We start from the raw sequence: 11,868 nt of genomic DNA, 5'->3' as shown, positions 1-11,868 counted from the left end.
CAGTCGAACGGCGATCCGGGACTGCATATGGACCTTGTTTCCGACGGCCTGATAAATGATCGCGACAGGTGGCTGATCGTCATGCTGGCCAGGGGCTACACGACGACGAGGATCGCCCGAGAGATGCACCTCAGCCGGTACACCGTGGCGGAGCGCATCAGCAAGCTGCTCGTCCAGTACGCCTGCAGCAACCGCAGTCAGCTCGTGGCCTACTTCTACGCACACCGGCTCCTGAACGTCGGCATCTGGCCGCCCAGCGTCTCCGGCGTCGTCGGGTAGGGCCGGGTCGTCCGCCCACGCGCGGGCACGAGAAGGCCGTCATCGGCGCCGTGCCATGCCATACGTCACGTGCCGGCGGACGGCGACACAGGCGATTCGGGCGATTCGGGCGCCGGCTTCGTGGCCGCCTTCGTGGCGGATCCCGTGGCCGCCTTCGTGGCCGAGGAGGACGGATGCGGCGAGGCGTTCGCGACGGGCGTCGCCGTCTTCGGCGCTCCGGCGGAGATGAGGACCAGCACCCCCGTCGCGACGGCCACCACCGCCACGACCGCGGCGGTGGCATACGTCACCCTGCGCGTCGTCCGCCTGCGTTCCGCGCGCCGCATGGCTTCCTCGCGCCGCATGGCGGCGCGCATGCGCTTCACCTTTCGCTGTGACACGGGCACTCCCGAGATCGCTCTCCGAGACGTCGTCAGGCGTCACCGTAGCCGCGAGCGCGTAACGTGAATCTAAAACAGCCCGGCGCCGGGTGCGCCCGCCCGCGGTGTCCCCGGTCGTCACGCCCGCTTGCGGCGGGTGGTGTCCGCCGGACCCTCAGCCGCCGAGGGCGACGGACTCCTCTTCCTCGATGCCGCGGTTCCACTCCCGCTTGGAGGACTGCCAGCCGTCCTCGTCACGGCCCCGCCGCCAGTAGCCGGAAATCGACAGCCGCTCCAGCGGCAGGCCGCGCTCCACCCGCAGGTATCGCCGCAGCTCCTTCACGAAGTTCGCCTCGCCGTGGACGAAGGCGTGCACGACGCCCTCGGGGAACTCCAGCGCCCGCACCGCCCGCACCAGAGCCTCGCCCACCTGCGCGCCGCGGCGGTGCAGCCACACGATCTCCGCATCGCCCTCCGTCCGCAGCTTCTGCTCCTCCTCCGGGCCCTCCACCTCCACGAACACCCGGGCGGGCGCCCCCGCGGGAAGCCGCTCCAGTGCGGCGCCGATCGCCGGGAGCGCGCTCTCGTCCCCGGCCAGCAGGTGCCAGTCCGCCTCCGCGCTCGGCGCGTACGCCCCGCCGGGGCCCAGGAAGTGGATCACGTCGCCCGGCCGGGCCCGCAGCGCCCAGGGCCCGGCCAGTCCCTCGTCTCCGTGGTAGACGAAATCGACGGTCAGCTCCCGCGCCTGCGGGTCCCAGGCCCGGACGGTGTAGGTCCGGGTCTTCGGCCATTGGTCGCGGGGCAGCTCGGCGCGGATCACCGCCACATCGAACGGCTCCGGATAGGCCGCTCCCGGCGGCGGGAACAGCAACTTCACGTAGTGGTCGGTGAACTCGCCCGCCTCAAGACCGGCGAGCCCCTCACCGCCGAGCACCACCCGGATCATGTGCGGGGTCAGCCGCTCGGTGCGCTTCACCACGCCGGTGGTCGCCCGGGGGGCGCGCCGCGCCGGTTCGGTCGTCGCCATGAGTGATTCCCTTCATCAGGCTGCTTAGGTGAGCCTAACCTCGTTTTGGGATCAGGGCGTCGGACGGGGCGACGACGTCACCTCGCCGCGCACGCGGAGCACCTCGCCGCCGCGCTGCGACTCGGGGAAACGGTCGAGCAGGACGCGCAGTTCGGCCGCGTCGACGTTCGCGCCGAACGGCGCCGTCCCCGGCTCCATGCGGACGCCCTCGGCGAGCGGGCCGACGATCACCGGGTCGAAGCCGAGCGCGTCCACGATCGAGGCGGCGACCTCGATGTCGTCCGGATCGTCGCCGGCGACGGCGATCGCGCGGCGGCCGGGAGCGCCGGCGGGACGGGCGCTGTCTTCCAGGTCGTGGTAGCCCATGTGGTTGAAGGCCTTGACGACCCGGGAGTGCGGCAGGAACGCCTGAACGATCTCGCTGGAGGACGTACGCGGGTCGGTGAGGTCGTCCCGCACTCCGTCCACCTCCTGCCAGTAGTTCATCGCGTCGAGCACCAGCCTGCCCCGCAGCGCCTCGCCGGGGACGTTGCGATGTTTGCCGAGCGGCAGGGCCAGCACCACGACGTCCGCCTCGGAGGCGGCCTCCACCGCGGTCACCGCGACCGCGCCGGGCGTGACGACCTCGACGGTGAGGGAGATCCGTGCGGCCTCCCCGGAGCCCGCTATCAGGACGCGGTAGCCGGCCCCGACGGCGAGGCGGGCCAGGACGGTGCCGACCTTGCCCGCGCCGAGGATGCCGATGGTGCGAACGTCGCCGGGTTTCATGGTCGCTCCAGGTCGTCGGCGGGTCACGCGTGGACCGTGTCCGCGGCGAGCAGTTCGCGTACGCGCGGGGCGACCTCGCGGCCGAGAAGTTCGATCGTGCGGGCGCGGGCGTCGCGGGGAAGGTGCATGATGTCGTATTTGAGATCGAAACGGCTCAAGCGCAGGTCACGGGCCATCCGGACGATCTTGCGGGCGACCGTCTCCGGCGATCCCACGAAGAGCGCGCCGTGCTCGACCTCGGCTTCGTACCGCTCCCGATTCGGCGCGTAGAAGCCGCGCTCGGCCGCGACATCCTCGACGACGGGCCGCCAGTAACGCCACCAGGTCTCGACGGCCTCCTCGTCGGTGTCCGCGACGAGGCCGAGCGAGTGCTGGCCGATCGGCAGTTCGGGACAGCCGAAGCGATCGAGCGCCGTGAGGTACAGCTCGACGTTCCTCGCGAACCGCTGTGGCCGTCCGCCGATGATGGCCATCATGAGGGGCAGGCCGTGACGGGCGGCGCGCACCACGGAGTCGGGGCTGCCGCCCACGCCGATCCAGGTGGGGATGCCTCCCGGCCGCATCCGGGGGTGCAGCCGCTGCCCGGTGAGCGGCGGCCGCACCGTGCCCGACCAGGTCACCCGCTCCTCGCGTTCGAGTCGCAGGAAGAGATCGAGCTTCTCCTCGAACAGCCGCTCGTAGTCCGCCAGGTCGTAGCCGAACAGCGGGAACGACTCGGTCGCGGAGGCGCGGCCCAGCACGATCCGGGCACGGCCGCCGGACACCGCGTCGAGGGTGGAGAACTCCTGGTACAGCCGGACCGGGTCGTTCGTGCTCAGCACCGTCACGGACGTGCCGAGCCCGATGTGTCGCGTCGCGGTGGCGATCGCGGCGAGGAGCACCGGGGTCGCCGAGTCGTTGTGCCCGTCCCGGTAGTGCTCCCCCAGGCTGAAGACGTCCAGCCCCACCGCCTCGGCCAGCCGGGCCTCCTCCACGAGCAGGCGCACGGTCTCGGCGTCGTCGAGCACGCGCCCGCCGTCCGTCGCCACCTCCCCGAACGAGTTGAGCCCCAGCTCGAAGCGGGGGTGTTCGATCCTTCCGACGGTCACTGTTCCTCCTGCTTTGATCGTGATGGGGTGTGCGGGGGGATCGCCGTGCCAGGCCGGGTCGCACGAACGGCCCCGGCCCGGCACGGGGTCAGGCGGCCTGGCCGAGCGGGGACAGGGCGCGGATCATCGCCGGCCGTCGGCCGGCTCAGGGGGTGGGGGAAACCAGCGGGCCGTCACCACGACGGCGGGCGGGATCCCCGTCCCCTACCTCGCCCGGGTCGCGACGGACGGCCATTCCGGCACGTCAGACATACCGATCAGCTCCCGTACGTACGCCGGTGGCATGGAGCGGGGCCTTACCCCCACCTCGCCGCCGGCCTCGAAACCGTCCGAATCCTGAGTACACGCCGCTGATCGGTAACTTCAATTGAACCGTGGTCACATGAGGTGAACCGGCCAGGTCTCAGCCGAGATCGTCGCCGTCGAAGCCGGCCGCCTTGTCGAAGGCGTGACGGTTGGCGCGGATCGTGTCCTGGTTGTCGGCCGCCCACCGGGTGAGCGCCAGGACGGGCTCGGACAGGGTGCGTCCGAACGGGGTGACCTCGTACTCGACCCGGGGCGGGCTCTCCGGATAGATCACGCGCTTGACGAGCCCGTCACGCTCCAGGCTGCGCAACGTCAGCGTCAGCATGCGGCGGGAGATACCGGGGGCCGTCCGCAGCAACTCCGTGAAGCGCATCGGCCCCTTGTCGAGCAGCCCGATGAGGATCAGGCTCCACTTGTCACCGACCCGGTCCAGCACGGATCGGAGAACATCCGGGTCGTGCTCGAGACAGTCCCTGCCCAACGAGCGCAGCACCCTGTCCGCCTCGGCCTGGTGCGACATGGGCTCCCGCCTCCTCCGTCACCTGACGGTGACCAAGTCATGTTCCTGTTAGCGGTTGACGAAGACTACCTCGGTGACCAGAGGTAACTCCCAGGGGAGCCGCGCCATGCCCACGGAGGACGCACTGACCGGTCGGCGGCTTCAAGGTCGTCACGCGCGTCAGGCGAGTAGGCTGACCGCGATCGCCGCGAAGGTAAAGGACTGCCTATGACGCCGGACCCGACGATGATCCGGATCGGCCAGGGGGTGGAGTTACATCACCACCAAGGCCGGCGCGAAGCCGCTCGCGACCTGTTCGCGCAGATCTGGGACGACATCGGCGGCGAGCAGGGCGACCCGCTGCATGTCTGTGTCCTTGCCCACTCCATGGCCGACGTGCAGGACGACGTGCACCAGGAGCTGATGTGGGATCTGCGGGCGCTTGCCGCCGTCGATCTCGTCACCGATGAGCGGGTGGCCCAGGCTGGAGTGCCGCTCTCCGTGGCCGGCTTGTATCCGTCGTTGCACCTGAACCTGAGCGAGTGCTATCGCAAGCTGGGCGATCTCGACCGCGCCCGTGAGCACCTCCGGCAGGCGCGGGCCGGGATCGGCGCGCTTGGCGACGACGAGTACGGGCAGCTCATCAGGGGCGGCCTGGAGCGGGTGGCCGAACAGCTGGGCGAGGCCACCGCCTGACCGCGCCCCGGCGACCTCCGCGCCGGCTGTCGATCTTCTTAGCGACCTCGCGCCCGGAGCGTGCTCGCCGGATGTGGCTGCACACCGATGACAAGGTCGCCTACAGCAGCCGCGCGACCATCTCGGCGAACTCCTCCGGGGAGACGATCCGCACGCCGAGGGATTCGGCCTTCGCCCGCTTGGATCCCGCGTTGTCTCCCGCGACGACCAGCGAGGTCTTCGCCGAAACGCCGGACGACGCCCGGCCTCCGGCCTTCTCGATGAGCTCGTTCGTCTGGTTGCGGGACAATGCCGCCAGCCGCCCGCTCATCGCGCCCGTGACCACGACCGTCATCCCGGCCAGTGGCAGAGCGCCCGGCTCGTCGCCGCCCGGCGCCGCCGTGGTCGCGCCGCCCTCGCCGCCGGCCTCGTCCCCGACCTTCGCCGCCACGCCGGGCTCGGCCATGTTCACCCCGGCGCGGACGAGCTTGTCGATGAGGTCGCTCAGCTCGGCCAGCTCGGCGACGATCACGGGCGCCTTCTCCGGGCCGATGCCGTCCACCTGCTGGAACCCCTCCGCGTCCGCCGCGCGGATGGCCTCCATCGTGCCGAAGTGCCGGGCGATGCGGCGGCTCATCGAGCGCCCCGTCCCCCTGACCCCGAGCGCGCAGAACACCCGGCTCAGCGGTCGGGTCCTGGCCCTGTCGATGGCGGTCAGGAGGTTGTCGGTGGACACCTCCCCCATCCGTTCCAGGCCCAGCAACTGCTCACGGGTGAGGAAGAACAGGTCGCCGAAGTCGGCGATCAGGTCGGTGTCCAGCATCTGCTGGATGCGGTTGTCGGCCAGTCCTTCCACGTCCAGTTGGTCGCGGCCGACCGCGTACCCGATCGAGGCGATCGCGCGGCAGTCGCGGCCTCGCACGCACCTCCACCGCTCCTGGGAGGTGTCGATCTCGTCACCGCAGGCCGGGCACACCTCCGGGAACACGATGGGCTGCTCGTCGCCGGTGCGCAGGTGCACCACCGGGGACTCCACCCGCGGGATCACGTCGCCGGCCTTGTAGACGACGACGCTGTCCATCAGCATCAGCCCGCGGCGCGTGATGTCGGAGGGGTTGTGCAGCGTCGCGTACGTCACGACGGAGCCGTCCAGCTCCACCGGCTCCAGAACCGCCCGCGGGGCGATCACACCGGTCCGGCCGGTGTTCCACTCCACGCCGAGCAGCTTCGTGATCTTCTGCACGGCGGGCAGCTTGTACGCGATCGCCCACCGCGGCGCCCGCGAGCCGAACCCGGCTTCGGCCTGATCCTGCGCATCATCCGCCTTGACCACGATGCCGTCGATCCCGAACGGCAGCTCCGGCCGCACGGCCGCGATCTCCTCGACGCGCAGGCACACCTGCTCCACGGTCGTCGCGACGATCCCGGCGACCGCGGTCCCGGCCGTGGTGCGCACGCCCTGCCCGGCAACCCAGTCCATCACCTGGCTGTGCGGCGACTGCCGGAGCCGCGTCGCGAGGTCGGAGGTGTCATCGGGCAGGGGCAAGGCGCCGTACCCGAAGAAGGTCAGCTCGCACACGTACGGCCGGTCCTGCGCCCTCAGCGTGCCCGCGGCGGCGCTGCGCGGGTTCGCGAACGTGGTCCCGTCATGCGCCTGCCGTTTCGCGCACGCCTCCTCGAACTGCCGGGCGGTCATCATCACCTCGCCGCGCAGCTCCACGGTGACCGGGTCGGCCAGCCGCCCGGGGAGACCGGCGATCGTGCCGATCGCGTGGGAGACGTCCTCGCCCGCGCTCCCGTCGCCGCGGGTGACCAACTGGACGAGGCGGCCGTCACGGTAGCGGGCGGCGATCGCCAGCCCGTCCAGCTTCGGCTCCACCGACCATGCGGTCACCGGACGGCCGAGGCGGCGTTCCAGTGAGGCGGTCCAGCCGGCCAGCTCCTCGGGACCGAACACGTTGTCCAAGCTGAGCATCGGCACGATGTGCGGGACGTCACCCACGACTCCGGCGACCTTGCCCGTCGGCGAGTCCTCCACCACGTGGCCGGGGTGGGCCTTCTCGTACGCGGCGATGCCGCGGACGAGCCTGTCGTAGGCGTCATCGTCCAGCGGGGAGGTGCCGTCGCCGTAGTAGGCCGCGGCCGCGTCGGCCGCCAGCTGGACCGCCTCGGCGTAGGCGGTCTCATCGTGGATCGCGTCGATCGGGGGCGCTTCGGTCATGCGGTCATGGTGCCGGGCGGGACCGACAAAAAGCGGCCGTCGCCGCCGCCTCGGGCCGGCGCTCTCGCGTCGGCGGTCAGGATCCCTGGATCTCGTCGAAGAGCGCGAGGGCGTCGGTGGGGTCCGGGCTGACGAGGCGTTCCAGACCGGCCACCGTCATCTTCGCCCACCTGCCGGCCCGCGCCCACATCCGTTCCTCGAAGGCGCGGACGGCCTCGTCCAGATCGCCGGGGGCGGCGGCGACGGCCTCGGCGAGCTCGGCGCCCTCCAGCATCGCGAGGTTCGCGCCCACCCCCAACGGAGGCATCAGGTGTGCGGCGTCGCCCAGCAGCGTCACCCCGGGAACGTGGGCCCAGGTGTGGGACACGGGCAACACATAGAGGGGACGGTGGACGAAGGCGCCGCCTCGGCGGAGGAGGTCGAGAGCGGGATCCGCCCAGCCGTCGAACAGAGCCAGCAGGTGTGCACGCACGGCCTCGGCGTCGGCCGGGTCCAGGCCCAGATGCCAGTCCAGCGGCGCGCGGAACTGGGCGTACACCTTGACGTGCCCGCCGCTGTTGCGCTGGGCGACGAGGCCGCGGTTCACGCCGTACACGGCCACGGAACCGTCGCCGATCAGCCGCGCGAGGTCGGGGTGGCGGGTGTCGACGTCGTCCAGGGAGGTCTCGACCAAGGTGACGCCGGTGTAGTGCGGCGTCGCGGACGAGACCGCCGGGCGGACCCGCGACCAGGCTCCGTCCGCGCCGACCACGAGGTCGAACGCCTCCTCTCCCCCGTCCGCGAAGCGGACCAGCACGCCGTCCCGGGTCCCCGGCACCACCTCGGCCACGCCCCGCCCCCACTGGACGTCCAGCGGGCCGAGCAGCAGGTCACGCAGTTGCCCGCGGTCGATCTCGGGGTTGGCCCGTTCACCCAGGCGGGGTCTCCAGTCGCGCAGGACGGTCCCGTCGGTGTCCAGGATGCGCATCGCCTGCCCCTCGGGACGTGACAGCGCGTGGAACTCCGCCAGCGCCCCCGCCTTGTCCAGCGCGAGCTGGCCCAACTTCTCGTGCAGGTCCAGCGTGCCGCCCGGGGGACGGGCGTCGGGGGCGGGATCGCGTTCGAGGACGGTGACGGGGTGATCGTGACGGTGCAGGACGCGAGCGAAGGTAAGGCCGGCGGGGCCGCCTCCGACCACAGCGATACGATGTCTCATGTCGGTACACTGTATTTAACTGATTCGGCGTATCGCAACTGTACGATGAAATCCATGACTGTGTGGGACCGGCCGGAGCCCCCGCCCCGCCCCGCGCCGCTCGACCGGGAGCGCATCGTCGCCGCCGCCGTCGCGCTGGCCGACGAGGGCGGGCTGGAGGCGGTGTCGTTGCGCAAGGTCGCCGCCCGGCTGGACGTCGGGCCGATGCGGCTGTACGGATACATCTCCACCAAGGAGGAGTTGTTCGACCTCATGGTGGACGAGGTCTACGCCGAGATTCTCCCCGAGGAGCAGCCCGGTGACTGGCGGGAGGCGTTGCGTGGCCTCGCGCATCGCACCAGGCATGCCACCCGCCGTCACGAATGGCTGGCCGACCTGCTCGGCGGCCGTCCGGCTCTGGGCCCGAACGCGCTCGCCGTGACGGAGGCCACGCTGGCCGCCGTCGACGGCCTCGCCGATGTCGAGACCGTCATGCGCGCCGTCGAGACCGTCAGCGCCTACTTCACCGGCGCGATCAGGCGCGAGATCGCGAACCTGCGGGCCGAGCGCGCCACGGGCCTGTCCGACCGCGACTGGCAGCGCGCCTCCGGCCCGCATCTGATGAGGATGCTGGCAACGGGCCGCTTCCCGGCGCTGGCCAAGGTCGTGCACGACGGCACGGAGGTAGATGCCGAGGTGTCCTTCGCGACCGGCCTGGACTGGGTCCTCGACGCCGTGGCCGCCAAACTGGCCCGGCCGACGGCGTGACGGTCGGACAAGGTGACGTCCGCGGCGCCGCATGACGCCGGACCGCGCATCCACCTGCTCGGCCGGATCAGGGCAGGCTCTGGGGGTGAACGACCGGGCGGCGCTCGAAGGACTGTGCCGCGACCACCGAATCGAGCGACTCACGGACCGCGTCGATCAGTATCCGGCTGCGGTCGAGGGCGGCCTGCAGGCCGGTCGCGGGGGGCGAGCCGGCGCGCTGGTGCAGGACGACGCCGAGGATCAGCCACGTACGGCCGGCGGCGGCCGCCTCGGCCGCCCACATCAGGGCGCCGCCCGCCGGCGTGGTGGAACCGGTCTTGAGGCCGATCACGCCCGATCTGCCCAGCAGTGTGTTGGTGTTGACGATCGCGCCGGGAATCCCGGGGATCGTGACCCTGGGCTTGGCGACGATCGAGCGGAGCACCGGGTCCTTCATCACCTGCCGGGCCAGCCTCAACTGGTCCACGGCGGTGCTCACGGTCGTCGGTTCGATGCCGCTGGCGCCGGTGTAGGTGGTGTGAATCATGCCGAGACCGGCGGCGGCCCGGTTCATCTTCGCCACGAACGCCTCCTGCGTTCCGGCGTCCCAGCGGGCGAGCAGGCGGGCGATGTTGTTGCCCGAGGGGATCAGCATCAATTCGAGCATCTGACGTTCGGTGAACCTCTGGCCTTCCCTGACCGGCGCGCTCGACTCCTCAAGGGACAACGACTCGTCCGCGGCCTGCCTGTCGACCTCGATGACCGGCCCGGTGGCGGCTCCCTTCAGCGGATGCTCGCCGAGGATCACGTAGGCGGTCATCACCTTGGTGACGCTCGCGATCGGCACGGGCTCCTGCTCCCCCTTGCTGCCGAGATCGCCGAGACCTTCGACCGCGACGCTCGTCTGGCCGTCCTGCGGCCAGGGCAGCGCCATTCCGGCCGCGAGGCCCCCGTCTGTCGTGTTCTCGCCGCCCGCAGGAGATCCGAAGCAGCCGCGAACGGCGGCGACGACGAGGATGACGGCCCATATCGAGGCCGCGAGGCGGAGGGTGCGACGGCGGCGGAGCGGCAGGGCCGGGCGGTCGCCCGGCCGCTCTCCGGCGGGAACGGCGGACAGGCGGGCTGGGGGCATGAAAGGCACCTCCGGGGTGGTCGGTGCGCCGTTTGCGCACGTCACCCACCCTGGGCCGGGCGAATTTCCGTGCTGCCGCGACGGTGCGTCAGCGGTCGCTCGAAACTCGCGCGGCTGTGTATCCGCCGCGTATCGGCTCCTCGGCTCCGCGCCGATGCCCGCCGATGCCCGCCAATGCCCGCTGGTGCCCGCCGGTGGCCTTCCGGCGGGCACCGCGCCCCGGGTGCCCGTGTGCCCGGGTGTCAGTCGCGGGTGCCGGCTTCGAGGCGGACGGTGGCGACCGCGCCGCCGTCCGGAGCGTTGGCGAAGTCGAGGGCGGCGCCGATCACCTGTGCCTGCCCGAGGGCGATGGTCAGGCCCAGGCCGTGACCCTTGCCGCGTTCCTTCGCGCCCGTACGGAAACGCCGCGGCCCTTCTGCCAGCAGCGTGTCGGGGAACCCGGGCCCATGGTCGCGCACGACGATCGTCGTGCCGCGCACGCTCACCTCGACCGGGGGCCGCCCGTGGCGGTGCGCGTTGACGACCAGGTTGGCGATGATCCGGTCGAGACGGCGCGGGTCGGTGTCGGCCATGGGATGAGCGGTCACCTCCACCCGGGCGGGCAGCCCGGTCCGGCGCACGGACTCCTCGACGACCCCGCCCAGCGGCACCGGCACGTGATCGGCCCGCTCGGCCCCCGCGTCCAGGCGGGAGATCTCCAGCAGGTCCTCGACGAGCGCGCGCAGCACCCCGACCCGGTCGCGTACCAGCTCGGTGACCTCTCCCTCCGGGAGCAACTCCGCCGAGGTGATCAGACCCATCAGCGGGGTACGCAGCTCGTGGGCCACGTCCGCGGTGAAGCGCTGCTCGGCGAGCAGTCGCTCCTGCAGGGCGCTCGCCATCGAGTCGACGGCCGCCGAGATCTCGCCGATCTCGTCGCGGGTCCGGCCCCCCGCCCCGATCCTGGCGTCGAGGTCTCCGCCCGCGATGCGCCGGACCGTTCCCGCCACGCGCCGCAGGCGCCGGTTCGACAGTTCGGCGACCAGCGCCGCGAGGGGCATCACGATCGCGAGAGCGGCCAGCGTGGCCATGACGATGTGCCGGTCGAGCGCCTGAAGGCTGCGCCGCTCGGCACCCATGTCCATCTTGACGGCCAGCACGCGACCGTTGTCGCGGACCGCCGCCCACATCCATGGCTCGTCGGGTTTGGTGTCGTCGTACCAGGTGACGGTCTTCCCCACTGCCACCTGCCGCAGCAGTTCCGGCGGGAGCGCGGCCGGGTCCTCGGAGGCGGAGGCTGACACGTCCCCGCCGCCGGCGCCGGTCGCCTTGCTCATGAGGGCCTGGAGCGCAGTGGCCCTGCCCACATTGAGCGACCAGTCGTACGTCGTCGTGTGCACCAGCACCCCGACCGCCACGGCGACCGCGCAGGACGCCGCGGCCGCCAGTGCGGCGATCTTCCATCGCAGCGATCGGGGGTCCAGTGCCGACAGGGGATTCAGCGGCGCCCGGGTGCGCGGCGGATGCAGGGGGTCCGGCGGGTGCAGGGGGTCCGGCGGCGTCCGCCGCCGGACCCGCGTCGTACGGCGGGTCTCGGCGGGCTCGGTGCTCACG

The 11,868-nt window shown here is 71.8% G+C and carries 12 protein-coding genes; 3 read left to right on the top strand and 9 right to left on the bottom strand.

The window, feature by feature from the left end:
• Positions 1-27: 27 nt before the first annotated feature.
• Positions 28-279 (top strand): LuxR C-terminal-related transcriptional regulator, encoded by a 252-nt coding sequence (locus FLX07_RS25290; RefSeq protein ID WP_142574086.1) that lies wholly within the window; start codon positions 28-30, stop codon positions 277-279.
• A 65-nt stretch (positions 280-344) separates the two neighbouring features.
• On the opposite strand, the gene FLX07_RS25285 is transcribed toward FLX07_RS25290, so the two are convergent.
• From FLX07_RS25285 to FLX07_RS25265, 5 genes are all read right to left on the bottom strand, one after another.
• Positions 345-635 carry a hypothetical protein gene (locus FLX07_RS25285; protein ID WP_142574084.1) on the bottom strand — a complete coding sequence of 97 codons (291 nt, stop codon included), beginning with the start codon at positions 633-635 and terminating at the stop codon, positions 345-347.
• A 178-nt stretch (positions 636-813) separates the two neighbouring features.
• The gene (locus tag FLX07_RS25280; protein ID WP_142574082.1) at positions 814-1,665 is read right to left on the bottom strand and encodes a siderophore-interacting protein; all 852 of its coding nucleotides are present in this window, start codon (positions 1,663-1,665) and stop codon (positions 814-816) included.
• A 51-nt stretch (positions 1,666-1,716) separates the two neighbouring features.
• Positions 1,717-2,433, bottom strand: coding sequence for an NADPH-dependent F420 reductase (locus FLX07_RS25275; RefSeq protein ID WP_142574080.1), 717 nt, complete (start codon positions 2,431-2,433; stop codon positions 1,717-1,719).
• A gap of 23 nt (positions 2,434-2,456) precedes the next feature.
• Entirely contained in the window at positions 2,457-3,521 is a 1,065-nt protein-coding gene (locus FLX07_RS25270) for an LLM class flavin-dependent oxidoreductase (RefSeq protein WP_208762380.1), read from the bottom strand.
• 403 nt (positions 3,522-3,924) lie between these two features.
• On the bottom strand, positions 3,925-4,347 hold the full coding sequence (locus FLX07_RS25265) for a winged helix-turn-helix transcriptional regulator (RefSeq protein ID WP_142574077.1): 423 nt from the start codon (positions 4,345-4,347) through the stop codon (positions 3,925-3,927).
• 207 nt (positions 4,348-4,554) lie between these two features.
• Here FLX07_RS25265 and FLX07_RS25260 point away from each other — a divergent pair, with 207 nt between their 5' ends.
• Positions 4,555-5,022 (top strand): tetratricopeptide repeat protein, encoded by a 468-nt coding sequence (locus FLX07_RS25260; protein WP_142574075.1) that lies wholly within the window; start codon positions 4,555-4,557, stop codon positions 5,020-5,022.
• A 100-nt stretch (positions 5,023-5,122) separates the two neighbouring features.
• Here FLX07_RS25260 and ligA read toward each other — a convergent pair whose 3' ends face one another.
• Both ligA and FLX07_RS25250 read right to left on the bottom strand, forming a co-directional pair.
• Complete coding sequence (gene ligA, locus FLX07_RS25255) at positions 5,123-7,222, bottom strand: NAD-dependent DNA ligase LigA (RefSeq protein WP_142574073.1); 2,100 nt, start codon at positions 7,220-7,222, stop codon at positions 5,123-5,125.
• A gap of 76 nt (positions 7,223-7,298) precedes the next feature.
• On the bottom strand, positions 7,299-8,417 hold the full coding sequence (locus FLX07_RS25250; protein ID WP_142574070.1) for an FAD-dependent oxidoreductase: 1,119 nt from the start codon (positions 8,415-8,417) through the stop codon (positions 7,299-7,301).
• Between the two features lie 54 nt (positions 8,418-8,471).
• Here FLX07_RS25250 and FLX07_RS25245 point away from each other — a divergent pair, with 54 nt between their 5' ends.
• Positions 8,472-9,164 carry a TetR/AcrR family transcriptional regulator gene (locus FLX07_RS25245; protein WP_142574068.1) on the top strand — a complete coding sequence of 231 codons (693 nt, stop codon included), beginning with the start codon at positions 8,472-8,474 and terminating at the stop codon, positions 9,162-9,164.
• A gap of 67 nt (positions 9,165-9,231) precedes the next feature.
• Here the strand turns inward: FLX07_RS25245 and FLX07_RS25240 are convergent, their stop codons facing one another.
• Both FLX07_RS25240 and FLX07_RS25235 read right to left on the bottom strand, forming a co-directional pair.
• Complete coding sequence (locus FLX07_RS25240; protein WP_142574065.1) at positions 9,232-10,275, bottom strand: D-alanyl-D-alanine carboxypeptidase family protein; 1,044 nt, start codon at positions 10,273-10,275, stop codon at positions 9,232-9,234.
• Between the two features lie 242 nt (positions 10,276-10,517).
• Positions 10,518-11,867, bottom strand: a complete 1,350-nt coding sequence (locus FLX07_RS25235) for a sensor histidine kinase (RefSeq protein ID WP_229689604.1) — start codon at positions 11,865-11,867, stop codon at positions 10,518-10,520.
• Position 11,868: the final 1 nt, after the last annotated feature.

This window comes from Microbispora bryophytorum (assembly GCF_006874465.1).
Classification (GTDB): Bacteria; Actinomycetota; Actinomycetes; order Streptosporangiales; family Streptosporangiaceae; genus Microbispora; species Microbispora bryophytorum.
Note: the sequence above shows the minus strand (reverse complement) of the source record. Positions and strands in the feature narration are given on the sequence as shown.

Coding starts and splice junctions, on each gene's coding strand:
- FLX07_RS25290 (WP_142574086.1), top strand. CDS start 28: ATGGACCTTGTTTCCGACGGCCTGATAAATGATCGCGACAGGTGGCTG.
- FLX07_RS25285 (WP_142574084.1), bottom strand. CDS start 635: ATGCGCGCCGCCATGCGGCGCGAGGAAGCCATGCGGCGCGCGGAACGC.
- FLX07_RS25280 (WP_142574082.1), bottom strand. CDS start 1,665: ATGGCGACGACCGAACCGGCGCGGCGCGCCCCCCGGGCGACCACCGGC.
- FLX07_RS25275 (WP_142574080.1), bottom strand. CDS start 2,433: ATGAAACCCGGCGACGTTCGCACCATCGGCATCCTCGGCGCGGGCAAG.
- FLX07_RS25265 (WP_142574077.1), bottom strand. CDS start 4,347: ATGTCGCACCAGGCCGAGGCGGACAGGGTGCTGCGCTCGTTGGGCAGG.
- FLX07_RS25260 (WP_142574075.1), top strand. CDS start 4,555: ATGACGCCGGACCCGACGATGATCCGGATCGGCCAGGGGGTGGAGTTA.
- ligA (WP_142574073.1), bottom strand. CDS start 7,222: ATGACCGAAGCGCCCCCGATCGACGCGATCCACGATGAGACCGCCTAC.
- FLX07_RS25250 (WP_142574070.1), bottom strand. CDS start 8,417: ATGAGACATCGTATCGCTGTGGTCGGAGGCGGCCCCGCCGGCCTTACC.
- FLX07_RS25245 (WP_142574068.1), top strand. CDS start 8,472: ATGACTGTGTGGGACCGGCCGGAGCCCCCGCCCCGCCCCGCGCCGCTC.
- FLX07_RS25240 (WP_142574065.1), bottom strand. CDS start 10,275: ATGCCCCCAGCCCGCCTGTCCGCCGTTCCCGCCGGAGAGCGGCCGGGC.